The sequence below is a fragment of the uncultured Kordia sp. genome, assembly GCF_947496985.1.
Lineage (GTDB): Bacteria > Bacteroidota > Bacteroidia > Flavobacteriales > Flavobacteriaceae > Kordia.
Genome location: NZ_CANMEZ010000006.1, coordinates 43,317 through 69,773, shown reverse-complemented (window position 1 = coordinate 69,773; position 26,457 = coordinate 43,317). Strand labels below are relative to the sequence as shown.

General features: G+C 32.2%; 23 protein-coding genes. 9 read left to right on the top strand and 14 right to left on the bottom strand.

Annotated features, from left to right (window positions below; genetic code table 11):
- Nucleotides 1–2,739 (top strand): CHAT domain-containing tetratricopeptide repeat protein, encoded by a 2,739-nt coding sequence (locus tag Q0828_RS15840; RefSeq protein WP_298423184.1) that lies wholly within the window; start codon nucleotides 1–3, stop codon nucleotides 2,737–2,739.
- Nucleotides 2,740–3,217: 478 nt separating this feature from the next.
- On the opposite strand, the gene ribB is transcribed toward Q0828_RS15840, so the two are convergent.
- From ribB to Q0828_RS15815, 5 genes are all read right to left on the bottom strand, one after another.
- Nucleotides 3,218–4,366, bottom strand: coding sequence for a 3,4-dihydroxy-2-butanone-4-phosphate synthase (gene ribB, locus Q0828_RS15835; RefSeq protein WP_298423182.1), 1,149 nt, complete (start codon nucleotides 4,364–4,366; stop codon nucleotides 3,218–3,220).
- A gap of 245 nt (nucleotides 4,367–4,611) precedes the next feature.
- Entirely contained in the window at nucleotides 4,612–5,094 is a 483-nt protein-coding gene (locus tag Q0828_RS15830) for a GNAT family N-acetyltransferase (protein WP_298423179.1), read from the bottom strand.
- A gap of 119 nt (nucleotides 5,095–5,213) precedes the next feature.
- On the bottom strand, nucleotides 5,214–7,223 hold the full coding sequence (locus Q0828_RS15825) for an LptF/LptG family permease (protein ID WP_298423176.1): 2,010 nt from the start codon (nucleotides 7,221–7,223) through the stop codon (nucleotides 5,214–5,216).
- Between the two features lie 5 nt (nucleotides 7,224–7,228).
- Nucleotides 7,229–7,870: an outer membrane lipoprotein carrier protein LolA gene (locus Q0828_RS15820; protein WP_298423173.1), complete on the bottom strand. Its 642-nt coding sequence runs from the start codon at nucleotides 7,868–7,870 to the stop codon at nucleotides 7,229–7,231.
- A gap of 1 nt (nucleotide 7,871) precedes the next feature.
- On the bottom strand, nucleotides 7,872–10,331 hold the full coding sequence (locus tag Q0828_RS15815; RefSeq protein ID WP_298423170.1) for a DNA translocase FtsK: 2,460 nt from the start codon (nucleotides 10,329–10,331) through the stop codon (nucleotides 7,872–7,874).
- Nucleotides 10,332–10,476: 145 nt separating this feature from the next.
- Here Q0828_RS15815 and Q0828_RS15810 point away from each other — a divergent pair, with 145 nt between their 5' ends.
- A complete protein-coding gene (locus Q0828_RS15810) occupies nucleotides 10,477–10,659 on the top strand; it encodes a hypothetical protein (RefSeq protein WP_298423167.1) in 183 nt (60 codons plus the stop codon).
- Nucleotides 10,660–10,814: 155 nt separating this feature from the next.
- On the opposite strand, the gene Q0828_RS15805 is transcribed toward Q0828_RS15810, so the two are convergent.
- The 3 genes from Q0828_RS15805 to tpx all read right to left on the bottom strand — a co-directional run bounded on the left by Q0828_RS15805 (nucleotide 10,815) and on the right by tpx (nucleotide 11,948).
- The gene (locus Q0828_RS15805; RefSeq protein ID WP_298423164.1) at nucleotides 10,815–10,991 is read right to left on the bottom strand and encodes a hypothetical protein; all 177 of its coding nucleotides are present in this window, start codon (nucleotides 10,989–10,991) and stop codon (nucleotides 10,815–10,817) included.
- 98 nt (nucleotides 10,992–11,089) lie between these two features.
- Nucleotides 11,090–11,449 carry a diacylglycerol kinase family protein gene (locus Q0828_RS15800; protein ID WP_298423161.1) on the bottom strand — a complete coding sequence of 120 codons (360 nt, stop codon included), beginning with the start codon at nucleotides 11,447–11,449 and terminating at the stop codon, nucleotides 11,090–11,092.
- Complete coding sequence (tpx, locus tag Q0828_RS15795; RefSeq protein ID WP_298423158.1) at nucleotides 11,442–11,948, bottom strand: thiol peroxidase; 507 nt, start codon at nucleotides 11,946–11,948, stop codon at nucleotides 11,442–11,444. The genes Q0828_RS15800 and tpx overlap by 8 nt, the downstream gene beginning before the upstream one ends.
- Before the next feature lie 211 nt (nucleotides 11,949–12,159).
- Here tpx and katG point away from each other — a divergent pair, with 211 nt between their 5' ends.
- Nucleotides 12,160–14,337: a catalase/peroxidase HPI gene (gene katG, locus Q0828_RS15790; RefSeq protein WP_298423155.1), complete on the top strand. Its 2,178-nt coding sequence runs from the start codon at nucleotides 12,160–12,162 to the stop codon at nucleotides 14,335–14,337.
- Nucleotides 14,338–14,418: 81 nt separating this feature from the next.
- Here the strand turns inward: katG and Q0828_RS15785 are convergent, their stop codons facing one another.
- The 3 genes from Q0828_RS15785 to Q0828_RS15775 are packed head-to-tail and all read right to left on the bottom strand — an operon-like array spanning nucleotide 14,419 to nucleotide 15,689.
- Nucleotides 14,419–14,676, bottom strand: a complete 258-nt coding sequence (locus Q0828_RS15785; protein WP_298423152.1) for a hypothetical protein — start codon at nucleotides 14,674–14,676, stop codon at nucleotides 14,419–14,421.
- Nucleotides 14,677–14,729: 53 nt separating this feature from the next.
- Nucleotides 14,730–15,038 (bottom strand): thioredoxin family protein, encoded by a 309-nt coding sequence (locus Q0828_RS15780; protein ID WP_298423149.1) that lies wholly within the window; start codon nucleotides 15,036–15,038, stop codon nucleotides 14,730–14,732.
- 6 nt (nucleotides 15,039–15,044) lie between these two features.
- Nucleotides 15,045–15,689 (bottom strand): peroxiredoxin, encoded by a 645-nt coding sequence (locus tag Q0828_RS15775; protein ID WP_298423146.1) that lies wholly within the window; start codon nucleotides 15,687–15,689, stop codon nucleotides 15,045–15,047.
- A gap of 309 nt (nucleotides 15,690–15,998) precedes the next feature.
- Here Q0828_RS15775 and Q0828_RS15770 point away from each other — a divergent pair, with 309 nt between their 5' ends.
- Both Q0828_RS15770 and Q0828_RS15765 read left to right on the top strand, forming a co-directional pair.
- Nucleotides 15,999–17,981: a sensor histidine kinase gene (locus Q0828_RS15770; RefSeq protein ID WP_298423143.1), complete on the top strand. Its 1,983-nt coding sequence runs from the start codon at nucleotides 15,999–16,001 to the stop codon at nucleotides 17,979–17,981.
- A 9-nt stretch (nucleotides 17,982–17,990) separates the two neighbouring features.
- The gene (locus tag Q0828_RS15765) at nucleotides 17,991–18,641 is read left to right on the top strand and encodes a response regulator transcription factor (protein WP_298423140.1); all 651 of its coding nucleotides are present in this window, start codon (nucleotides 17,991–17,993) and stop codon (nucleotides 18,639–18,641) included.
- Between the two features lie 162 nt (nucleotides 18,642–18,803).
- On the opposite strand, the gene nhaC is transcribed toward Q0828_RS15765, so the two are convergent.
- Nucleotides 18,804–20,300 (bottom strand): Na+/H+ antiporter NhaC, encoded by a 1,497-nt coding sequence (gene nhaC / locus Q0828_RS15760; RefSeq protein ID WP_298423137.1) that lies wholly within the window; start codon nucleotides 20,298–20,300, stop codon nucleotides 18,804–18,806.
- A gap of 102 nt (nucleotides 20,301–20,402) precedes the next feature.
- Here nhaC and Q0828_RS15755 point away from each other — a divergent pair, with 102 nt between their 5' ends.
- Nucleotides 20,403–21,521, top strand: coding sequence for a metal-dependent hydrolase (locus Q0828_RS15755; protein WP_298423134.1), 1,119 nt, complete (start codon nucleotides 20,403–20,405; stop codon nucleotides 21,519–21,521).
- An 8-nt stretch (nucleotides 21,522–21,529) separates the two neighbouring features.
- On the opposite strand, the gene Q0828_RS15750 is transcribed toward Q0828_RS15755, so the two are convergent.
- Together Q0828_RS15750 and Q0828_RS15745 are read right to left on the bottom strand one after the other, a co-directional pair.
- Nucleotides 21,530–21,793, bottom strand: a complete 264-nt coding sequence (locus Q0828_RS15750; RefSeq protein ID WP_298423131.1) for a hypothetical protein — start codon at nucleotides 21,791–21,793, stop codon at nucleotides 21,530–21,532.
- Between the two features lie 215 nt (nucleotides 21,794–22,008).
- Complete coding sequence (locus Q0828_RS15745) at nucleotides 22,009–23,223, bottom strand: aminotransferase class I/II-fold pyridoxal phosphate-dependent enzyme (RefSeq protein ID WP_298423128.1); 1,215 nt, start codon at nucleotides 23,221–23,223, stop codon at nucleotides 22,009–22,011.
- Between the two features lie 154 nt (nucleotides 23,224–23,377).
- Between Q0828_RS15745 and Q0828_RS15740 the strand changes: the two genes are divergently transcribed.
- The 3 genes from Q0828_RS15740 to Q0828_RS15730 all read left to right on the top strand — a co-directional run bounded on the left by Q0828_RS15740 (nucleotide 23,378) and on the right by Q0828_RS15730 (nucleotide 26,291).
- Entirely contained in the window at nucleotides 23,378–23,839 is a 462-nt protein-coding gene (locus Q0828_RS15740; RefSeq protein ID WP_298423125.1) for an Lrp/AsnC family transcriptional regulator, read from the top strand.
- A gap of 34 nt (nucleotides 23,840–23,873) precedes the next feature.
- Nucleotides 23,874–24,506 (top strand): CPBP family intramembrane glutamic endopeptidase, encoded by a 633-nt coding sequence (locus Q0828_RS15735; RefSeq protein WP_298423122.1) that lies wholly within the window; start codon nucleotides 23,874–23,876, stop codon nucleotides 24,504–24,506.
- Between the two features lie 513 nt (nucleotides 24,507–25,019).
- The gene (locus Q0828_RS15730) at nucleotides 25,020–26,291 is read left to right on the top strand and encodes a S8 family serine peptidase (protein ID WP_298423119.1); all 1,272 of its coding nucleotides are present in this window, start codon (nucleotides 25,020–25,022) and stop codon (nucleotides 26,289–26,291) included.
- Nucleotides 26,292–26,457 lie beyond the last annotated feature (166 nt).

Below are 26,457 nucleotides of genomic sequence, written 5' to 3'. Positions count from 1 at the left end.
ATGAACGCACAAATATCTAGTAAAGTTAACCATGTAAAGCATTTTTTATTAGTTGTTTGTGCGTTTTTTTATACCATTGTTGGAATAGGGCAGACGACTGCCAAAAGAGTATATGATTCTATTGTAGAGCTACCACTTTCTGATGTAAAAAAAATAGAACTCTTCAAATCTGAATTACTTCATAAAAAGTATACAAATAAAAGTGTGCATGCTGATGTGTGTTATGACGTTGTAAATTTTTGCAAAAAAATAAATAGAAATGCAGCAATTACATTCTTAAAAAAAGAAGTATACCTAAGAAAACAAGATACAACGCCAGATAGAAATTTAATTACGAAAGCATATTATAATTTAGGTTATTTCTACAGACTTCAAAAAGATTATACCAATCAATTGACATATCTTGATAGTGTAGTTTCCCATGACACTATATTGGATATACGAAGTGGAGAAGCTTATAAAATGATGGCTGGTGTATATAAAAATACGGGCGATTATCAACGAGCGTTGGATTATTTTGACACATCTGAAGTAATTTTTAAAAAAGTTGATGCCAAAAGCAACTTGTTAGGAAACTACATTAATAAACTAAGTTTATATGTAGAGCAACATTATAAGATGACTTCGAAAGATTTTAAATTACTGGAAGAGAATGTGTTAAGTCTTGAAGATGAACTAAAGTCAAACGATAAGAAGCGACTTATGGTGTTATTCAATTTGGGAGCTATTTTATACAACAATCATGCATATAAAGCTTCTTCTGGATATTATGAAAAGTCTTTGCCATTGGCTGAGAAGCTAAAAGATTCCTTCCGAATATCTCAGATTTATACAAACAAAGCATTAATCGATGTGAAAAAGGGAAATATAGCTAAAGCCTTAGAATTAAATGATAAAGCGCTCTTGTTTGTGGGAAATGATAAAGATCAAAGAAGCACAATATATGATAACTTAGGAGACATTTATATCCAATCCAAAGAATATGTGAAAGGTATACGCTATTATAATAAAGCATTAAACGAATTACTTCCGTTTGATTGGAAAACGATTGAAAACCTTCCTGAATATGAACGTATTAAAAATTCTCCACATCGAAAAGATATTTTAGGATATTTGATTGATAAACAGGTCGGTTGGCTTGCTTATTATGAGCATACAAAATCAAAAAAATACTTAGTAGCTGCTGAAGAAACGTTAGTTTTAATAGACAAAGTTATTGATCATTTATATTTTGAAAGTAAAGAAAAAATCTCAAAACTATTTTGGAGGAACGAAGGAGCAAAGCTGTATATCAATGCCGTTAAAATATGGTTTTTACTAAATAAACCAGCAGCAGCATTTTACTATATAGAAAAAAATAAAGGAATTGTATTGCTTGATAATGTCTCTGCATTTAATGCAAAACGAATTGCAAAATTACCACAAACTGTAATAGATAAAGAAGCAGAATTAGCCAAAAAGGTAAAAACACTAGCGCAAGAATTATTTTCAAGTGAAACGAAAGACAGTCTCGAAAAAAACTATTTTACGGCAAAAGAAACCTATTATAAATATTTAACTACGATTGAAAACGAATACCCAGAGTATCATAGATATCGTAGAAGCTTACCTATTCGTTCCACAAAAAACGTTCAAAAAGGCTTGGCTAAAAATGAACTTGTGGTTGCATACATTCTAAATAATGCATTAGGATACGTGTTAGTGATGGATAAGGAAAATGTGAAAATCTATCCGTTAAAAGATATTGAAACGTTGCATTCTAAAATTAGTTCGTTTAAAGAATTGTATGCAAAACCGTTTGAAACAAAAAACGAAATTGTTGATTATCAGGTTAAAGGAAATGAAGTTTACAAGGAATTGTTTCCTTTTAGAAATGATACCATATATCAAAACGCAACAAAAATTACAGTCGTTCCTGATGGAAGTATTAACGCACTTCCTTTAGAAATTTTGCCAACTTCAACGACAGCAACTTTACATGATTCATATCTTATACAACAGAAAGAAATTAGTTATCAATATTCTTTTTCATTAGACGCTGAAAATCAATTGAATTATGTAGAAAAGGAAGCAAAAAGCATTTCTTTTATGTTGACAGCTTTTCAAGATTCAAGCTTAACATCTTTAACGGTAAAACCTACAGAATTCTTTGAAGACGCTACGTATGTGAATGCAAACGCAACAAAAGAACAATTTTTAAACAGTTATAACAATGCTTCGGAAGTATATATATCATCACATGCAGGAAATACAAATGATGTTTCTTGGTTAGCAATGTTTGATGAAAAAGTATATCCGAATGAACTTTACTTTTTAAACAATCCGAAAGAATTGGTTGTATTGAATGCATGCAAAACATCTGCCGGAATTTTTAAAGAAGGCGAAGGCGTTTTTAGTCTCACGAGAGCTTTTTTAAACTCAGGAAGTAAAAGTGTTGTGTCTAGCTTATGGAATTTAAATGAAAAATCAGGAATGGAGATTTTTGAGAATTTCAGAATGCGCTTAAGAGAATCTCAAACCAAATCAGAAGCACTCCACAATGCAAAAATCAATTATTTAGCAAAGCATAAAAATACCAGTGAAAGCTCTCCGTATTATTGGGGAGGAATTGTGTTAACTGGAAATACAGATATATTACCATCAATAAAAACAACTTCTTATTGGTGGTTACTAGGCGCAGTACTCATAATTTTTATAGCTGCTTTTTTATACTATTTAAACAAAAATCGAGCAGTGTAGTCATTTTAAAGTGCTGAAATGTAGTTGATTACCTAAAACTTCTCTAAAAACTCTATGCACACAAGTTTGTGTGTATACTACAGAGTGTGTGTGTTCTTATTCATGTTTTATGCTATTGTATCATAATTAACCAAAATAATATAAACATGAAAAAAAAATTAAAAAACTAATATTAAACAAGAAGTCAATTTCTAGAATTCAAGAGCAAGCTGTTTCTGGAGGAGATGTATCACTTCCAAATCCTGGCACAGGAGTATTATGTGATCGTACAGGGGAAAACTATTGTGTTTCATGGTTAGCTTGTAATACACGTCCAGAAAATGTTATATGTATGCTTACTTTGAATCCAGGAACAATAAAACCTATTACAATTGATATAACTAACAACTGCACTATTACTAGACTTATGTGCTAGTATATAAAAAAATCCAGCGTAGTATTTACGCTGGATTTTTATTTATATAAAAGAATCTGTTTCTTAATAATTTACGTAATCTACAATCTCTAAACCGTATCCGATCATTCCAACACGTTTTTCTTGATGTGTATTGGTGACTAATCGTATTTTACTGATATTGATATCGTGTAGAATTTGTGCACCAATTCCGAAATCTTTCGAATCCATTTTTATTTTCGGCGCTTTGTATTCTCCATTAGTTTGTAATTCTTTCAACTCTTTAATTCGTCGTAACAAATTCAAAGAACTAGTATCTTGATTGATGAAAATGATCGCTCCTTTTCCTTCTTCATTGATCAAACGAAACATGTCATCAAGCTTTTTATCAGCATTATTTGTCAATGTTCCTAAGATATCATCATTCACTAAAGTAGAATTGATACGTGTTAGTACAGGTTCATCATCTGACCAGCTTCCTTTAGTTAAGGCAATATGTATTTGATTGTTTGTTGTTTGTTGGTATGCGCGTAAGCGGAAATCTCCAAAACGTGTTTGAACATCAAAATCTTCTTTCTTCTCAATTAAAGAATCGTGCTCCATTCTGTAAGCAACTAAATCTTCAATAGATACAATTTTTACATCGAAATTTTTAGCAACTTCCATCAATTGTGGTAAGCGTGCCATGGTTCCGTCTTCATTCATGATTTCCACAATCACACCTGCTGGTTGTAATCCTGCTAAGCGTGCAAAGTCAATAGCAGCTTCTGTATGGCCTGTTCTACGCAATACGCCACCTTCTTTTGCTTTTAATGGGAAAATATGTCCTGGGCGTGCTAAATCAAACGGACGTGTGTTTTTGTCAATTAATGCTTCAACTGTTTTAGATCGGTCTGCTGCCGAAATTCCAGTAGTAACACCATTTCCTTTCAAATCTACAGAAATGGTAAATGCTGTTTCCATAGGATCGGTATTGTTACTTACCATCATACCCAATTGTAATTCTTTACATCGGTTTTCAGTTAAAGGTGCGCAAATCAAACCACGACCATGCGTAGCCATAAAGTTGATCATTTCTGGAGTTACTTTTTCAGCTGCTGCTAAAAAATCTCCTTCATTTTCACGATTTTCATCATCAACCACAATGATTACTTTTCCTTGACGGATGTCTTCAATGGCTTCGTGAATACTGTCTAATTGTATTTTAATGCTTGCTTTTGTAGTTGCGGTCATGAATTTGTAATTTGACTCGATAATCGAGATTTAAATACTTCGAGACTTAGCTCGATTGTAATTTTGATTTTCTTTTCTACGCCTCGTTATATGTTCTGAGGTAGTTGTTTACAAAAATAATCAATCTTATTGAATCCTCTTCATAAAAACATAGCAAAGATTGATGTGAGTATTAGTAGATTTTATAGAATAGTTAGAAGAGAAAAAGTAAGTTGATTTTTTTTTTCTTTTGAAGGTAATGTTGGCTATGTTAACTTATATATGAATTCTTCAATTTCTTTATCACGTGCATTTGCAAATCCCCGTTCAGTTCCAACTTTAGTAAAGCCACAATGCTCTAATACTTTTTTAGAACCAACATTATCAAAAGCAATTCGACCGTAAATAGGTCTAGTTTTTTCAATCTCAAGGAATTTTTTAAGTGCATTACTAGCAATTCCTTTATTCCAAAACTTTTTATCAATCCAATACGTAATTTCAGCATCACCTTCCATTTCAAATTTTGTAATGCTACCTACAATCTCTTTTTCAAAAAGTATTGTTCTGATATTGATTTTTTCATCAGTTAACAATTGTGTCCATTTTTTAATATAAACATCTTTGTCTGATGGATCTTTTGGAGTAAATGCAGCTAAATAATTAGCCTCTTTATCAAGTTGAAACAAGAAAAAAGTTTCTAAATCATTTTCATTGGTATGTCTTAATTCAATTTCAATTGCTCTTTTCATAAATACTAATTTGTACATTAAAAATAGCTTTATTATCTCAAATAGAAACAGCTATGAAAGTTAAAAATTATCCAAAAAAGTAAAAGTGCAATGTGATAAGAAGAAGTTAAAAAAGGAACTTATAATATATTCTTGATATCTTGTTTCAAACGGTTTTTAATTAAGAAAAAGACAACAAAATAAAGTGGAATTCCCAAAACTGATGTCAATGTTGAGAATAGTTTGTTGTTTGATTCATTTCCAGTTGCATCCGTAATATTTTTAAAGAATATATTAGAACGAATGTAATGATATAGAAATAAAGCTCCACAAATAACAATAATAGCAATTAAGCCAAATTTCATCCATGATTCCATTTCCATATTATTGTTTAGAATCGGTAATCCTAATGCAGAAAATAGAAGTGGAATATAAAAATAAAAGGAATATTTTGATGACTTTCTGTAAGAAGCATAATCTTCCTTAGCTGCTTCATAATCTTTATTTTCAAAAGCGCCAAGTACTTGCAAACGTTCTTCGGTAATACCTCTAGAGTCTAAAATATCAACTCCAAGCGATCGTTCTCCTTCTGTATAATTGTATTGTTGGTAATTTCTAACAAGATCAATTAGTTGCTGATCACTTAGTGAACTGAATTTTTCAAGACTTTGTCGATCGCGTTCTGTAATGAGTGCTTTTTCGTATACAACTTGTCTTTCGTCTTCTTCTCTAGGTTTTACAAACAGATTTCTCAATCGTACAAAGAAACCTCCAAAACTAAATAATCCTTGATCAGAAGTAGCTCGTCTAGTAAAATAAATACTCAACGGAAGCATAACTAATGTAGACATCCATGTGCCCAGCCAGGGAGGAATACTACCATCTTCTGCACTGTTTTTTCCAAAGATTCCTATAAAGTGATAAGCTAAAAATAAACAAATAGCGACTACCATTGGCAATCCTATTCCTCCTTTACGAATAATAGCTCCTAATGGTGCTCCTACAAAGAATAAAATGATACATGCAATTGCAACTGCAAATTTATCATGCATGTATATTTTGTGATGGTTTATTTTCTTTTCCATTCGAAGAAAACGCTCCTTTGTATTTTTAAGTGTTTTACGGCGTCCATTAATGTTACTTACCGAAATATCTAGGGCACGTTTTTTATTTTGAAGCGATAAAATGTCTAGCATATTGGTAACAGAACCAATAGAATCTTGCTGTACAATATTGGTAGAATCTTTTGTAATAACTACAATTCCAGAACGTTTGTACATATTGTCTCCAAAACCTACTTTTTCTTTAGTATATTTTCTTCCATCCGAAGCAATGGAATCGCGTAACTGTTTTACATTGTACATTTTGTATGTACTGTAGCTTTCATTATCAAAATCAACTTTGTTTATTTCACGTAAGTCAATATTCATGATGTATTTCTCAAACGAAACTTTGGCATGTGGTACGCGTATAATTTCTTTAGGGTCAGAAGGTTTTATATCTTCATAACGGTTTCCATCAAATAAAACCATTTGTAAAATATCTGAATCTGGACTACTTTTCAGTTCTCCACTTTTAGACTTCATTACAATACGATTCCTTTGATCTTTCGATTTTTGATGAATAATTACTTTGTCCAACAACTGATCATTATCACCATGTTTTCTATCCACTTTAATATTGATGTTTCCAATATCATTAAAAACACCTTCACCAATAGCTAACGCAGGTTTTTTCTTGGCTAAGTTTTTACGTAAGTTATATTGTTTAAATTCTGACCATGGAATTACATTGTTTGCAAAGAAGAAGGTTCCTATACTTAGTAAAACGATGAAAACAATTAGACTTCGCATGGCGCGTTGCAGTGAAATTCCGGTAGATTTCATAGCAGCAAACTCGTAGCTTTCTGCAAATCGACCAAAAGTCATAATAGAAGATACTAAAATACTTAATGGTAAAACGAGCGGAATTAATTTTGGAGCTGTATATAATAAGAATTTAAAAATAATTCCTGCGTCCAAACCTTTTCCTGCTAATTCACCTATAAAAAGCCAAACGGTTTGTAATATAAATATGAACATAAATATTACAAACACAGTAAGGAAGGTTAAGAGATAACTCTTAAGTATATATCTATCTAATATTTTCAAGTAGACTAATCGTTTTTGTCAATATAATAATCCTCGTATTTCGATTCGTCAAATATAAATAAGCTTTTTGATAAAGGCTGATTTGTTTTAAAAGAATTAACAGTTAAAGTGGTATTTGTTCCATTTTTTCCTGTTTCAATTAAGTTGTAGATATGTTTTGTTTTGATGTCAATTCCTAATAATACACTTTTAATGTCTGAATCACTGTCAGTTGGCACTAATTTGATGTATTGAATTTTTCGTCCTCTAATATTTTGTAAAATATCCCAAGAATACGTGTATCCATTTTTGTAGAAAGTTAACATTTGCGAAGGAGAAAGTGAACCTTCTTCATCTTCAGCATTAGTAATCGTTACTTCTTCGTTGGCAGGAACAATTGTATATACTTTTTTTGTATCGTATATTTTAGTGAATCCTAAGAAATTTAATAAATATTTTTCACCTTCTAAAGTAACATTTCCTTTAGATTCTTGTTTTGTATTCGATTCTTTATTGTTTAATTCGTATTTGAAGTCAATATAAATATTGTTGTAACTATTTACTTTTTCAGAAACTTCATCCAATAGTTTTTTTGCTTTATCTGCATTTTGTGCATTTGCATTGAATGCGAATACTCCTAATACTAACACTAAAACTAACTTTTTCATTTTATCCATTTTTTTCGTTTTCTAATAATTGTTCTAAAGCTAAAATATCTGGAACGAGCACTTGTCGTGCTTTACTTCCTTCAAATTGACCTACAATTCCTGCTGCTTCTAACTGATCTATTAAACGACCTGCTCTATTATATCCAAGTTTTAATTTTCGTTGTAATAAAGAAGCCGAACCTTGTTGTGCAATTACGATAACTTCAGCAGCTTGTCGGAAGAGTTTGTCTCTTTCAGAAATATCTATATCAAGACTTGTGCCACTTTCTTCTCCAACGTATTCTGGTAAAATATGAGCGTCAGGATACGCCTTTTGCGCACCAATAAAATCTGTAATTTTTTCTACCTCTGGAGTATCAACAAATGCACATTGAATACGAATTAAATCGTTTCCTTGTGTATATAACATATCTCCACGACCAATTAATTGATCGGCTCCAGAATTGTCCAAAATGGTACGTGAATCTATTTTCGACATAACGCGGAAAGCAACTCTGGCAGGGAAATTCGCTTTAATCATACCTGTAATTACATTTACAGATGGACGTTGTGTGGCAATGATTAGGTGAATTCCAATAGCACGTGCTAATTGTGCTAAACGCGCAATAGGCGTTTCAACTTCTTTACCAGCTGTCATAATTAAATCGGCAAATTCATCCACAACTAAAACAATATATGGTAAAAACTTATGTCCGTCATTCGGATTCAGTTTTCTAGCTTTAAATTTGGTGTTGTATTCAACAATATTACGACACAATGCATTTTTTAGTAAATCATAGCGTTGATCCATCTCTATGCAAAGTGAATTTAACGTGTTGATTACTTTAGAATTGTCGGTAATAATAGCTTCTTCCGAATCCGGAAGTTTAGCTAAGTAATGACGTTCTATTTTGTTGAATAAAGTTAGTTCTACTTTTTTCGGATCGACTAATACAAATTTTACTTCTGCAGGATGTTTTTTGTATAAAATTGACGTTAAAATACAATTCAATCCAACTGACTTACCTTGTCCAGTAGCTCCAGCCATTAATAAGTGTGGCATTTTTGCTAAATCGACTACTAAGGTTTCGTTGCTAATAGTTTTACCAAAAGCAATTGGTAGTTGCATTTCTGCTTCTTGGAACTTCTTAGAAGCAATTGCAGAGCGCATAGAAACAATTGCAGGTTTTTTATTTGGAACTTCAATTCCGATCGTCCCTTTTCCTGGCATTGGTGCAATAATACGAATTCCTAAAGCTGCTAATGATAAAGCAATATCATCTTCTAAGTTTTTTATTTTAGAAATACGTACACCAGCTTCTGGAATAATTTCATACAGTGTTACTGTAGGACCAACTGTTGCTTTGATACTTGCAATTTCAATTTTGTAATTGCGAAGCGTTGTAACAATTTGGTTTTTATTTTCTTCGAGTTCTTCCTGATTAATTGTAATAGAACTTCCGTTGGTATAATCTTTTAAAAGTTCAATAGTAGGGAAGCGAAAGTTGCCAAGCTCAAGTGTTGGGTCAAATTCTCCGTGTTCTTTTACTAGCTTATCTGATAAGTTTTCAGCAACTGTTTTTTCTTCTACGATTTTTTCAATTTCAATTTCTGTTTCTTCCTCTTTAGGTATTTCTACTTCAAAAGAAGTATTTTTTTTAAGAGTTTCTTCTTTTCTATCAGAATGATTTTTGATCGTTGGTTGTAAATTCTCAACAGATAATTCAAACTCAGATTTATCATCTTCTGTCGTTTGTTTTTTTCCGGTAGCCTCTTCAATAGTCGCATTCTCTGGAGAAATTTCAGTAGCAACTTTCTTTTCTGAATCTTCTTTTAATACAGGTTCAGGAATCGTTTCATCTGTAACAAAATCATCTTTAAGTGCTTCTTTTTCTTTATTGAAATATTCTAATACGTTTTCTGGCGTAAGCTTTAAGCGTAAAACGGCATACAGGATAGCGCCAAATAATAGAATCAATCCAACACCAATTTTACCAATATAATCTTGTAAAAAGGAATTCATTTCAAAACCAATAGTTCCACCTAATAGAGGATATGATGAAAAGAAAAAACCTAAAAATATAGATAACCAAATCACAATAATAGATCCCCAAAACCAATTGTTAAATAGTTTTCGTTCGGAAGCTAAAAATAAGGTCAAGCCAGAAAGAAATAATAATCCAGCAAAAATTAAAGAAGAAACTCCAAATCCTTTGTAAATAAAGAAGTGACTAATATTTGCGCCAAACTTCTGCATCCAATTTTCGGTTTCGGAAGCTCTAGTAAGTTGTCCTAATTCACTTTGATCAACTTCCCAAGTAAAGAAAAAAGATATAAATGCAATAAAGAGTGCCACTGCAAACAACATGAGTAAACTTCCCAAGACAATTTTATGCTGTCGAGTTAGTGTAAAATCAGGTTTTTTGAATTTCGGAACTCTAGGAGCTTTTTTGGTTTTCTTTACGGGTTTCTTCTTTGCCATTCAGGAATCGCTATTTTGTATAAAATTACAATGTTCACTTAATGCGCAAGATATTTAAAATTAATCTTTATGCGAAACGTTTTTCCGTAAAAAACGTGTATATATAGTGAATAGAAGTGAAGATATGTGTAATACTAAACATTTTATGTGTAAGAAATATGCAGAAAAAGAAAAAGCGGGGTTTCTCCCGCTTGTATTTTACTTTTCACTTCCTTCTGTACAAGTAAGTGCAATTCCACATGTTGGATGTGATGGTCCAATACAGCCTGTTGGAAGCGGACATTCTTTATATGATGGAAGCACTCCTCCTTATTACGGCATGTTCTAAATCAGAAATTGATTTCTTGTTTAATGCTAAAATTTTTAATTCCTTTTTTTATAATGAAATGTTTTTGATTAATGATATAAAAAGGTAAGAAGAAATGATAGCTGAAGTAGTTTTTTGTATTAGTTTAACAATTGATAAGTGAATGTTTCTCTGAACTATTCTTCAGGACATGTTAATGAAGGACAATCTTCATTTGTCCATCTAGTAACACAAACAATAATAGAGTTCCAAAGTGTTCTAGAGGCTGCTTTTCCTCCTTGTACTGCGTTAGTATCTAAATTGCTAACAGTAGTCTTTTTTAATGATAAACTTTTAAGTGATCTTTTTTTCATAATCGTAAGTTTTATGGTTAATAATGAAACGAAGATTAGAATAAAAAGAAGAATAAAAAATAATCACTAGTCTGGATTCATAAATATGGAGTGCTATTTCAAACCATTTTAGGTAAATAAATAAAACAACCAATTATAATTGCTGCAATGGCAAAAATAAAGACAGCGCCAGCGGCTAAATCTTTAATTAATCCAATTTTTTTATGATGTTCAGGGTGAATAAAATCGGCAATTTCTTCAATAGCCGTGTTCAAACCTTCTAAACTCATAATAAGTCCAATAGTTAATGTCTGAACAATCCATTCTGTTGTAGAGATATTGAAATAAATACCAGCAATCGTTACTAAAACACCAATAAAAAATTGTGCTTTTACGCTGGCTTCTGTAGTAATGAGCAGATATGCGCCTTTAAACGCATATCCAACTCCTTTTACTCTTCCTTTAATGAATTTAATCATCTAATAATGCTTCTAATGCTCCTTTATAATTTGGTTCATCTACGATTTCAGAAACTTGTTCTGTATACTTTACAATTCCGTTTTCGTCAATAACCACTACTACACGTGAATGTAATGTATCTAATGGGCCGTCAATGAAATTCAATCCGTAATCTTTTCCGAAACTTCCACTTTTATAATCAGAAAGGTTGACAACGTTGTCTAAGCCTTCTGCTCCACAAAAACGTGCTTGCGCAAATGGTAAATCGTGAGAAATACATAATACTTTTGTATTATCTAGTTCACTTGCTTCTCTATTAAATGTACGAACGGATGTAGCACATGTTCCTGTATCAATACTAGGGAAAATGTTTAATACTATTTTTGATCCTTTAAAATCTTCTAATGTTTTTGTAGATAAATCTGTTGCAGTTAATGCAAAATCAGGTGCTTTAGCTCCAACTGCGGGTAAACTTCCAGAAGTATGAAATTCATTGCCTTGTAATGTTACAGATGCCATAGTTATTTGAGTTTTTATAATGTTTAAAAATAGAGAATAAACACGTAAAAAGATGTAAATAATTGTTATTTTTTGTTAATTGTTAAATAATAATAATCTATCATAAAATAAAAATTATCAATTTGATTTATAGTAAATGATGATATTATTGATTAATTTTAGATCATACAAAATTGAACGTATTAAAAATTAACCAAATATCTAAAAAAATATGAGTGATGAAAATAAATGTCCATTCGGACATGGAACTACAAAAAAAAGCGCAGGTGGTGGTACTGCAAACCGTGATTGGTGGCCAAATGAATTAAAATTGAATATTTTACGTCAGCATGCTCAGAAATCAGATCCGATGGGAGAAAATTTTGATTATGCAGCAGCGTTTAATAGTATTGATTATGCAGCGTTAAAGCAAGATGTAATTGATATTATGACTGATTCACAAGATTGGTGGCCTGCAGATTATGGACACTATGGAGGTTTAATGATACGTATGGCTTGGCATAGTGCCGGAACATATAGAGTAGGAGATGGACGTGGAGGAGCAGGAACAGGAACACATCGTTTTGCACCTTTAAATAGTTGGCCAGACAATGGAAACTTAGATAAAGCTCGTTTATTATTATGGCCAGTGAAAAAGAAATACGGTCGAAAAATTTCTTGGGCAGATTTAATGATACTTGCCGGAAACTGTGCTTTAGAATCGATGGGCTTTAAAACGTTTGGTTTTGCAGGTGGACGCGCTGATGTTTGGGAACCTGAACAAGATATTTATTGGGGAATGGAACATGAATGGCTTGGAAATGAAGAACGTTATGAAACTGGAGAACTGGAAGATCACTTAGGAGCAGCTCATATGGGATTAATCTATGTAAATCCAGAAGGACCAAATGGAGAACCTGATCCTTTAAAATCTGCACATGATATTAAGGTTACTTTCAAAAGAATGGCAATGGATGATGAGGAAACTGTTGCTTTGGTAGCTGGTGGACACACATTTGGAAAAGCGCATGGTGCAGCAGATCCAGATAAATATGTAGGTGCAGAACCTCATGGAGCTTCCATAGAAGAAATGAGTACAGGTTGGAAAAACACCTATAAAACGGGCGTTTTAAATGATACAATTACAAGTGGAATCGAAGGTCCTTGGACGCCAAATCCAATACAATGGGATGCTGATTATTTTGATGTATTACTTAATTATGATTGGGAATTGACAAAAAGTCCAGCAGGCGCACATCAATGGACGCCAACAGAAGCGTCAAATGCTCGTATGGCTCCAACAGCTGGTGATGCTAACGAAAAACAAGCATTAATGATGACTACGGCTGATATGGCGTTGAAAATGGATCCTGATTATTTGAAAATTTCAAAACGTTTCCATGAAGATCATGCTGCTTTTGAAGATGCTTTTGCACGCGCATGGTATAAGTTAACACATCGTGATATGGGACCAAAAGATCGTTATTTAGGTCCAGAAGTACCGCAAGAAGAATTAATTTGGCAAGACCCTATTCCAAAAGTAGATTATACATTAAATGGTTCGGATCTTACAGCTTTAAGAAAACTAATTTTAGGTTCAAGCTTAACAACTTCTCAATTGGTTAGAACTGCTTGGTCTTCAGCTTCAACTTTTAGAGGATCTGACATGCGTGGAGGCGCAAATGGAGGACGTTTACGTTTAGAACCACAAAGAAGTTGGGAAGTGAACAATCCTGTAGAATTAGGAAAAATATTAACGGTACTTGAAGGAATTCAAAATGAATTTAGCGGAACTATCTCTATGGCTGATTTAATTGTATTTGCAGGGAATGTTGGAGTAGAAGAAGCTGCTAAAAGTGCGGGTGTATCTGTAGATGTTCCTTTTGCACAAGGTAGAGGTGACGCTTCACAAGAACAAACAGATATAGAATCATTTAATAACTTAAAACCAGCAGCAGACGGATTTAGAAATTATCTAAAGTCTGGATTTAAAACTGCTGCTGAAGATGCATTAGTTGATCGTGCTAACTTATTGACATTATCTATTCCTGAAATGACTGTTTTAGTTGGAGGACTTCGTGTGTTAGGAGCTAATTATAACGGATCAAATCACGGTGTATTTACAGATACTGAAGGAAGTTTAACGAACGATTTCTTTGTCAATATTTTAGATTTTGCATACACTTGGAAAGCAACTTCTGATGACGATCAAGTATTTGAAGGTCGTGATAGACGAACAGGTCAAATAAAATTTGTAGGGACACGTGCAGATCTTATTTTTGGTTCAAATACGGAACTAAGAGCGATTGCAGAAGTATATGCAGCGGAAGATGCTAAAGAAAAGTTTGTACACGATTTTGTAGCAGCTTGGACTAAAGTAATGAATTTAGATAGATTTGATCTCGCTTAAATCATACATTAAATTAGACATATAAAAAAAGTCACTTCATATGAAGTGACTTTTTAGTTTATAAGCTTATAATAAAATTTATTACTTATCAATTGAACCCATAACACGTTGCATAAAACTATTTAAGGCTTGTTTTCTTGGTGTTCCTTCTTTCTCCATCTTATGAACTTCAATAGCTCCATACATATTGGAAATAAGTTCTCCAATAACATCCAATTCCTCATCTTTAAGCGAAGGTACTTCAGTTAACGCTTCTAATGTTTCAATAGTTTCCACAACATAATCCTCATCATTTTCGGCAATAAATTGTGTTAAGTGTTTAATTACTGGTAATTTCATATAAATAATTTTTATTCCCTAGTAAAAGGAAATTTTGTATTCGTATTTATTAATTAAGCTACTTCTTCTACTAACTCTTTTAAAACGTCAAACTTGTTTGTCTGTACTTGACTTACAAATGTTCCATTTTTAAAGGTTGCAAACGTTGGTAAATTGTCAACTGTAGCTAACTGTCTTGATTCAGGAAACTTTTCAGCATCAGCAATTACAAATGTTACGTTTTCTAACTCACGTGCTAATTTCTTCACTTTTGGTTTCATGATACGACAATTACCACACCAAGTTGCAGAGTATTGTACTACAACTGTTTCGTTGCTGTTTACTAACTCTTGTAAATTATCTTGACTTAATTCTTGAACCATGATAACTTAGTTTACGTTTGAAGCTAAGTATTCAGCAGTTCCTTTTGCGTTAGGTTGCATTGCTTCTTTTCCTTCTTCCCAGTTTGCTGGACAAACTTCTCCTTTTTCTTGTACATGCGTGTAAGCATCAACTAAACGGATGTATTCGTTTACGTTTCTTCCTACTGGCATATGGTTAATTCCTTCATGGAAAACAGTACCTTCTTCGTCAATTAAATAGGTAGCTCTGTATGTTACGTTGTCACCTTCTACTTGTACAGTTCCAGTTTCTTCGTCGTATACTTCGTTTGTAATATCTAAAATACCTAAAATACTAGATAAGTTTCTGTTGCTATCAGCTAATAAAGGATATGTTACTCCTTCAATTCCTCCGTTGTCTTTTGCTGTGTTTAACCAAGCAAAGTGTACTTCAGGAGTATCACAAGAAGCTCCAATTACAACTGTATTTCTTTTTTCGAACTCACCTAAAGCAGCTTGAAAAGCGTGTAATTCTGTTGGGCAAACAAAAGTGAAATCTTTTGGGTACCAAAATAATAACACCTTCTTCTTGTTGTTGATTGCTTCTTCTAGGACGTTTAACTTGAAAGTATCGCCCATTTCATTCATTGCGTCTACGTTTAAATCTGGAAATTTTTTCCCTACAAATGCCATAATTATATATTTTAAAAATTGTTGTTTTTCAGCGGCAAATATAGCTAAGTATATACAGGTTTTATGTAAAGAAAATTTTAATTCTTTATTGAACAATAGATATCACTTATACTATGAAAATTAAAATATAAATTTGTCTTATAGTATGTTTTAAATACGTCATCTGACGTATTTTTTAACTAGCTAGTTTCTAGGAGATTTGTGTTGAATAAAACATATGTTGATGTATTACAGTTTTGGAATTCTACCGAAAACCATCTACCTTATCCTAGTATTGAAACTATTTAACCGAACCAGATTTTTATGCGTATGAAATTATTTCAGCAGTTAACATATAAAATTTTGATTATTATTTGTTTGATGTATTGCGGAGTTACTCTTTCCTACGCGCAAGCCAATCAACAAGTAATTGATAGTATTTCCAATGTTTGTAAAACAATGGAGAACGATTCTGTACGGATACAATACTTACACAGAGTGTTTTTTAAATATGCGTATTCAAAACCTGAAATTTCTCGAAAACTCTCAGAAATTGCTTTACAAAAAAGCAAAATAATACAAAATACATTTTTAACCACGCGTTCCTTGCTTCGAAAAGGAGTGTATTATGATATTGTTGGGAAAAAAGATAGTTCGTTGATTTTGTATGATAAAGCATTCGAAATTGCTAAAAAACAAAATGATAAAGATGCAATGGCTTCTGTGTTTAATAATAAAGGTTTGATCTATTGGGGAAAAGAAAAATATAAGGAGGCTATGGATTATTACCTAAGTTCCTATAAAATATTTGAAGAACTTGGGCTAAAAAAAGGACAAGCCAATAGCTTAAATAATATAGGCTTATTACTGTCAAGATTAGATCGACATCAAGAATCGAATGCATATCACAAACGAAGTTTAGCAATTCGTAAAGAAATTGACGACACCTATGGTATTGGCGCGTCATATACGAATATGGTCATGAACTTTTCATCGCTAAAACATTTGGATTCCTGTATATATTATGGACAAAAATCTGTAGTTACTAAAACAAAAATCAATGATGTAAAAGGGCTGGCAACAAGTTATAATAGTTTAGGAAAAACCTATCAACAACTCAAACAACGAGATTCGGCTATTTACTATTTGCAAAAGGCAGATGAAATTTATGCACGCTTTAATGCTCGAAAACACCGCGCAAAAAACATTCAATTATTAGGAATTGCACATTATGATGAAGGAAATTATAAAGCCGCTATTGATGCATATACAATTGCTCTGGATAATTTAAACGATTCTCAGATAATGATAAAAAGTGATGCTGTACGCAGAATGGCAAATGCATATCGTGAATTGGGCAATCATAAAAATGCTTCTGAGTATTACCAGGAAACCATTACTTTATTAGATACAATTCAAAAAGAAAAAGAAAAAATAGCAACCACTGAAATCTTTGAGAAATATCAATCTTCTGAAAAAGAAAAAGAAATTCTTTTACAACGTGCTCAAATTGCAGAACGAAATTCCAAAATAGTAAATAAGAACATTACAATTTATGGGATGTTGGCAGGCATTTTGGTATTGCTGGTAATTGGTTACTTATTATATAATCAACAAAAATTAAAAAACAGACAATTGCAAAAAGAGCATGAATTGAAAGATGCATTAATTAAAGTTGAAACACAAAACAAATTACATGAACAACGTTTGAAAATTTCACGTGACTTACATGATAATATAGGCTCGCAATTAACGTTTATAATTTCTTCTATAGATAATTTAAAGTATGGTTTAAAAGAGACGAATCCTGAGTTTACCGAGCGTTTATCAAATATCAATTTCTTTACCCGAAACACCATCAATCAATTACGTGATACAATTTGGGCAATGAATATGGAAAGAATCAGTTTTGAAGATTTGAAAACACGCATGATAAATCATATTGGTCAAGCCAAAATATTAACGGGTGCTTCTATTGAATTTGCGAATCAAGTTTCTGAAACCACTACATTCTCATCATTGGTCGGAATTAATATTTTCAGAATCATGCAAGAAGCAATAAATAATGCGATCAAACATTCAAAATCAGAAAGCATTACAATTAATTTCATAGAAACCAACGATCAATATACATTGCATGTTGAAGATAATGGAGTGGGCTTTGATAATACTCCTGAAACGGAAGGAAATGGCTTAGAAAACATGCAACTTAGAGCTGAAGAGATATATGGTAAATTCCATATTGTTGCTGCTTCAAACACTGGAACCAAAATAACGCTGACTTTAGATAAAGCAGTTGCGGATAATATCTAAAAAATAGCTATGAATTATAAAATTGCCATTGCGGAAGACAATACATTTTTGGCGAATGCTTTAATAGAAAAACTTTCTTTTTTTAAAGAAACACTTCACTATGCATTTCGTGCGCGTGATGGTAAAGAATTAATTGATAAATTGAAAAATGTTGTTGAAGTCGATTTGATTTTGATGGATATAAAAATGCCAAACATGAATGGTATTGAAGCAACAAAGCATATAAAGAAACAGTATCCAAACATGAAAATTGTCATGATTACAGTGTTTGATGATGATGAAAATATATTTCAATCAATTCAATCTGGAGCAAATGGATATCTGTTAAAAGAAGCAACAGCAGATGAGTTGCACAAAGGAATTATTGATGTTATGGACGGTGGAGCTACTATGACACCAAGTATTGCTATGAAAACCTTGAAAATATTGCAAAACGCCGAGATTACGAAATATGAAGAGAATTCAGATATCAAACTTAGTAAGCGTGAAAAAGAAGTTTTAGAACAATTAAGTAAAGGGTATGGATATCAATTAATAGCCGAAAAGCTATTTGTATCACCAGCTACCATTCGAAAACACATAGAAAACATTTATAGAAAACTTCAAGTACACAATAAAATAGAAGCTGTCGAAAAAGCTAGAAGACATCGTTTATTGTAAGATAATTATCCTTTAAAAAGTATTGAAACGTTATTCTAAATTTTTACAATGAGTAAAGTCGAAGTGTGATTCAGAATCTCATCATAGTAATCTTTAAAATAAAGATGTTGCATTGAACATATTCGAGATGTATTCAAAAACAATAATATTTTCCTGTAAAATTTATGCTGTTTTTGTTTTCAGTTGTTTAATTTTAATCTTGAATGCAGCAAAAAGCAAAGTCATAAAAGGACTCAAAATGCTAAAGAATACATAAGGTATATAAGAAGTAACACCAGCTTGTCCAAATAATACTTTTGAATGATACGCTCCGCAAGTATTCCAAGGAATTAATACCGAAGTAACAGTTCCTGAATCTTCAAGAGTTCTACTTAAGTTTTCTGGCGCTAAACCTTTATCTTCATAAGCTTTTTTAAACATTTTTCCAGGAACTACTAAAGCTAAATATTGATCTGAAGCAGTTAGGTTTAAAGCTAAACAACTTGCTACGGTACTTGCAAATAATCCAAATACGCTTGTAGCCATTTTAAGTAACGCTTGTGTTATTCTTGATAAGGCTCCAATTCCATCCATAACACCACCAAAAACCATGGCGCAAATAATTAGCCAAATTGTACCTAGCATTCCTTTCATTCCACCAGCTGTAAATAAATCATTCAGTTCAGCACTTGTTGTTTCTACAGCGGTATCAACTGTCAAAGCATTCATGATACCTTTGTATGCAGATTGGAACGTTAATGTTTCTGCTCCGGCTATATTTGCTACAATATCTGGTTGTGCAATTAATGCTGAAACTCCTCCTAATAAGGCTCCTGTTAATAAAGCAATTAATGGAGGTGTTTTTCTAACAATCATAATAATGACAAGAACTGGTACGATAAATAACCATGGACTTATGGTAAAAGCGCCATCTATGGCAGCTAATTTATCGTCAATTTGTGGAGTCCCAGTAGTATCTAAATTTAATCCTATAATAGCAAAAATAATCAGTGTGATTACAATTGTCGGTATTGTTGTTAATGACATGTATCTGATGTGACTGAATAGTTCACCACCAGCCATTGCAGGTGCTAAGTTTGTTGTATCACTCAATGGAGACATTTTATCTCCAAAATAGGCTCCGGATAATACGGCTCCTGCCGTCATTCCTGTCGAAATTCCTAAAGTTTCTCCAATTCCAACCAATGCAATACCTACAGTTGCAGATGTAGTCCAGCTACTTCCTGTAGCAATAGAAATAATTGCACAAATCACGACACATGCAGCCAAAAATATAGTAGGATTTAGTATTTGTAAACCATAGTAAATCATTGTAGGGATAATTCCGCTAATCAACCAAGTTCCCGCTAAAGAACCAACCATTAATAAAATTAACAAAGCACCTGTTGTAGACTTAACGTTTTCAGCAACTTCTTCCAGCATTCGTTTGTAGGATACTTTGTTCCAAAATCCAACAATTGCAGCTACAGCAGCTCCTAGTAAAAGCACAAATTGATTGCTACCACTTAAAGCGTCATCTCCGTATACATAAATATTATAAGCAAGCATTCCTACTAATGCAACAACAGGAATCAATGCTTCCCAAATGCTTAATTCTTTATTATTTATGATTTTTTGGTCATTAATCTGAGTTTCAGAAATATTGTCGTTTTCTTGCATAATGATTTGGTTAGTTTCCTAGCGTAATGTTACGATTTTGTAAACTACTATGCAAATCAATTTGGTTGCGTACCTTTGCAAACTTATAATTTATAGTAATTCATGGATTCATTAACGCAAATAGTATTAGGAGCCGCTTGTGGAGAAGCAGCAATGGGGAGAAAGATTGGGAACAAAGCGTTATTGTTTGGTGCAATCGGTGGAACAATTCCTGATTTAGATGTTTTTATAGGTAATTGGATTTACGACAATCAAATAGATGCCATGTTGTTTCATAGAGGGTTTATGCATTCCATAGTCTTTGCAATTTTGGCCGCTTTTTTATTCGGTTGGCTTATGCATAAAGGATACGAAAAAGGTAAAGAAAGTAATAGTATCGAATTTGTATTTTCATTTTTTGGGAAGTTTATTATTAGTAAATTTCTTTTCAATTGGTATTCAAAATATAAAAATGAAGAAAACAGCACCAGAAAAGATTGGACGTGGCTGTTTTTCTTATCTATTTTTACACATCCACTTTTAGATTGCTTTACTGGATATGGAACGCAATTATTTTTACCATTTTCAAATTACCGTGTAGCATTTAGCAATATTTCAGTAGCAGATCCTTCGTATACATTGCCATTTTTATTGTGTTTAATTATCATGATGTTTTTTAATAGAAAAAATCCAATACGAAAACTATGGTTAAAACTTGGCTTAGGAATTAGTTCTGTATACATGTTATTTACGATTGGAAACAAATTCTATATCAATTCAGTATTTGAAAAAACATTAGCAGAGAAAGGAATCAAATACAATAGATATAATACAGAAGCTTCTATTTTAAATAATATATTATGGTTTGGAATTGCCGAAACCGACACAGATTATCATGTTGGCTTTTATTCACTATTTGATACAAAATCTAGCTTTACCGATTGGGAAACGATTCCTAAAAATCATGGAGTTATCTCAAATACGAACCCAGATTTAGCGCAACTCACTTGGTTCAGTAATAATTATTACAATTTAAAAGAGAACGAAGATGGTACGTATATATATAGCGATTTGCGATATCCTTCCATAGATACAGGAAATGGAAAATCGGCTGTTTTTTCATTTATAGTATATAAAGATGGGAACCGACTCAATATGAAGTCTTTTACTCCTGAATTTGATGAAAATGTAACTATTTGGGATATTCTAGGTATTTTTTGGGAGCGTATAAAGGGTAAATGATAGTGTTTCTATTTCTCAAAATCGATTCCATTATTATATAAATAACTAACACATTTACTACAAACTTGTTTTCCAACTTTAGCACATTGTTTTCGGGCACTGTTTTCTGGTTGACAAGAAAAAATAGTTATTGAATCTTCTTCAATATCCATTTTTCCACAAATAGATTTTTGTTGAGAACGACATTCATCTTCTTGAGTTTTTAAGGCTAAAAATAAATGCATTTCTCCTGAGTCTTCATGTGCTCGTAAAATATAAACGTTTTGGCTCATTATTTAGGGTGTCTTATGTAAATCATTGAATTTAGAATTCAATGATAATGATAACTCATTTATGAATTTTACGGAAAACCGTAATGTGCTTATATTTCATAAAAACCAAGTGTAACCACTTAAGTTATTTCTTTTTTACTGTGTAAGTATTTATATAAAAAAAGGGAATGCCGTTTTATATTCCCTTTTTTCTTGTAGTAACTAAAATTGCCTGATTACACCAAAATAGGCTTTAATATATTAAGTTCAAACATGCATTCACGCATGATCGTGTAGGTTCTTTGAATATCATTATCTAAACCTACAGAGAAGCGAATCAAGCCATCTGTTAAGCCCATTGCGGCTTGTTCATCTTCTGGTATTTCTGAAGATGTTGAAGTGCCAGGTGCGCTAAATAAAGTTTTATAAAATCCTAAACTTACAGCCAAGTATCCTAAATTTCTTTTTTGCATTAACTCCATCAATTGATTAGCTTTATCTATACTACCAACATCAATGGTAAGCATGCCTCCAAAACCATATTCATCATTCATCATACTTTTAAATAATTCATGCGAAGGATGCGAAGCCAATCCAGGGTAAACAGTTTTTAAACCATCTTCTTCAAACTTCTGTGCTAAATAAGTAGCATTATGACTGTGTTGCTTCATACGAATATGAAGTGTGCGTAAATTTTTCAATACAGAAGCTGCTCGTAAACTATCCATTGTAGAACCCAATAACATACTTGCACCATCATTTACATTACGCAACTGATCAATAAATTCTTGTGTTCCGCAAACTACACCACCAACAGTATCACTGGATCCATTAATGAATTTTGTTAAACTATGAATCACAATATCGGCGCCTAATTTTGCAGGTGCAATTGATAATGGAGAAAATGTATTATCTACTACTAATTGTAAATTGTATTTCTTGGCAATTCTGGCTAGACCAGCAATATCAGCAACTTCCAATAACGGATTACTGACAGATTCACAGTACAGAACTTTTGTGTTTGATGTAATTGCTGCTTCAACAATATCTAGCTTAGTAATATCTACAAATGAAGTTTCAATATTGAATCGTGGTGTGAAGTTTTTCAAAAAAGCATACGTTCCACCGTAAATCGTTCTGCTCGATACTATATGATCACCACTTTTGCACAATTGTAATAATACAGGAGTAATGGCGCCCATTCCGGAAGCGGAAACATTTGCAGTTTCTGTTCCTTCCATAGCGGCTAAAGCTTCACCTAAATATAAATTACTTGGAGATGTATGTCGCGAATATAAATAACAACCATCGGCATTACCTTCAAAGGTGTCAAACATTGTCTTTGCAGATAGAAATGTATAAGTTGATGAGTCTGAAATTGAAGGGTTTACACCTCCAAATTCGCCAAAATATTGTAAATCTTGAATGGTATTAGCTGGATTAAATTTCATTTTTTTTAAATTAAATATGTATCAAAAATCAATATTAATAGAATTAAAATCAAGTAAATATTATTTATATAGAAAATAAAACTATTAATAAAGTGTAATGATGGAATATTTTTTAAATTTGATTCGTAAATCATAGAATCATAGAAATTTTTCCATGTTAAAACTAGATCAAACAGACCGAACCTTGTTAATGCTATTGCAAAAGGATAGTAAACAGACGACTAAAGAATTGTCGAATAAGTTAAATTTATCTGTAACAGCTGTATATGAACGCGTTAAAAAACTTGAAAAAGAAGGTGTTGTAAAGAATTATGTCGCAATTGTGGATAAAAAACGAATTGCAAAAAGCTTTATGGCGCAATGTCATGTTCGACTCACGCAACATTCGAAAGATTTTGTAATGAAATTTGAACGCGAAATTATCAAACTTGAAGAAGTGTTAGAATGTTATCATGTGAGTGGCGATTATGATTACATTTTAAAAATACTAGTAAAAGATATGGAGGCGTACCGCGATTTTATGGTGACAAAATTAACGGCAATTCCCAATATAGGAAACACGCATAGTATTTTTGTCATTGGAGAAGTAAAGCATACAACGGCAATTTCTGTGTAGAAATACATATCTTTAAGTGCTAAAATACTATTGAATGGACTTTCAACATACAAACTATAAACTAACAGAATTCTTCTTGATATTCATTCTCATGCCTGTGAGTTTAGTATTTGATTATCCAGCATGGTTAAAACTTGGATTAGGACTTTTAGGTTTTATATATATCGTTTGGATGTTGCTCAGAGTAGAAAAACAACGTTTTAAACTCAACAAATATCTCAATTGGAAAGCATTTTGGAAACGAACATTAGTTCTACTGGCTTGTATTTGTGTATTGACAGTTGTATATGTTTATTTTACAGATGCTTCAAAGCTTTTTATAGTTCCGAAAACCAAATTACTTCTTTGGTTGTTTATCCTGTTCTTTTACAGTGTATTTTCGGTATATCCGCAGGAATTAATCTATCGTACGTTTTTCTTTGTACGCTATGAATCGTTATTTCGAAACAAAAATCTATTAATATTTATCAATGCTATAGTATTCTGTTTGGCACATTTCTTCTTTAAAAATACATTGGTATTGGTGTTGACTTTCCTTGGCGGGATTCTATTTGCGCTTACATTTTTGAAAACTAAATCTACTATATTAGTAACAATAGAACATGCTATCTACGGAAGTTGGTTGTTTACCGTTGGAATGGGGTCAATGTTGGGCTTTCCTAGTTAATTTTTAGTATACTGGTTTGATGATTTGTTAATTTCGGAGAAACTTTTTCATATGAATAAAAAAAAGATATCATGTCTTGGGTATTAGTAGTTTCCTCAATAACCTTTAAATAAGTGAATAAACAAAGTTTAGCCGTTTTTTAAATCTAAACTGTATGTCTTTTGAAACAAACATTAAAGTAAACCACCTAACGAACAACTAAAAATAAGCAATAGGAGTAAATTATTCTAGGAGCAGCGTGAGTCTATAAATGTAAGAGTCATGTGTGTGCAATAAGTCTTCATATGATAAATTTATGATGTTTTGTTCTCTTTGTAATATTTCTAACAAACATACTTTGTAGTTGTGTTTTTATAACTTCCTTTTGTTTATAGTGCTTTTTTTAACAGAATCTTTAAGCTAGCATTAATTTTTTTGTTAAAACGATGTAAAAACCTTAAAAAAAGTATGTTTAACTTTTTTCAGTCACTAAAAATTATAGATAATATTGTGCATAACCAAAAATTAAATAACATGAAAAAAAATGTAACACTAATTTACGTATTTCTACTAGTATTCATTTCATCTTGTTCAACGGATGATAGTATTACAACAACTGAGCCTAGCAACTTGTTAGAAAAAAAATCTGATCAAGCGGAAGTTATACCTGATGAGTATATCGTAGTATACAAAAAAAATACGGATTCTGATGATATGAATTATTCTCCAACTAAAAGAGGAGAAACTACTGAGTTAAAAAAAATTCAGGATTACTATAGAGCAAAATCTTTAGCTACTCTTAAGTTAATTGATAAAGGGGAAGATAATTTAGGGTATGTTTACACTGGTGCAATCCAAGGTTTTCATGCTAAAAACTTATCAGGTGAAGATGTGAAAATCTTATTAAATGATGAAAGCATCGATTTTATCGAGCCTAACCGTAAAGTCATAAGTGATTTGCCTAAACCAATAAACCCTCAAGGTTTAAAACTGCCATCTAACTTAAATACAGAAGAGTCTGGCGACAGTGCTCTGCCTAGTGGAGATTTTTTACCATGGGGTGTGCATTACACAGGTAGAGGAAACAATGCAGGTACGAATAGATATGTGTTTGTAATAGATACAGGGATTGACCAACATCCAGACCTAACAATTGATACTGGATTGTCGGCAAGTTTTTATCCTGGAGAAAACTGGGTTGATAGAAATGGTCATGGTACGCATGTTGCAGGAACAATTGGAGCTAAAGCTAATGGTTCAGGAGTTATAGGTGTGGCATACGGATCAACATTAGTAGCTGTAAAAGTACTTGGAGGAACACAAGGAACTGGTTCTGACGCTGGGATTATTGCTGGTGTTGATTATACATATAATAACTCTATAGCAGGAGATGTATTTAATTATTCTGTAGGCTATCTTACAAGACGAACTAGCAACGCAATAGATAATGCATTTACAACATTAGATAATAAAATTTATGGAGCCTTGGCAGCTGGTAATAGTAATGACAATACATTATATTACTCTCCTCAACGTTTGCAAACTAGTCGTACTTGGATGGTGGGTAACTTAACTCGTAACATCACTCCAAATGGTACTTCATGTTTTGGAGCATCAGTAGATAGATGGGCACCAGGAACAAATGTATGGTCAACTTGGTTAAACGGTCAGTATAACAGAATATCGGGAACTTCTATGGCATCTCCACATGTAGCTGGAATACTAGCAGTTCGAGGAAACAATTCAGTTGGTACAAACGGAAATACAAGCAAAGGTGGTTTTACGGCTCCAAATGCTAAAAGATAAATGTATTAGCTTTTATCACTCTGTTTGATACAACTTAAAAAAGCATTACAGTTGTAAATAGATAAAATCTCAGGTAAGACAATTTCTTATCTGAGATTTTTTTATAAATTTTCATCTTATAAATAATTTTCTCTGAGTATGTATTTAGTCTAGGGGTTGATAAGAT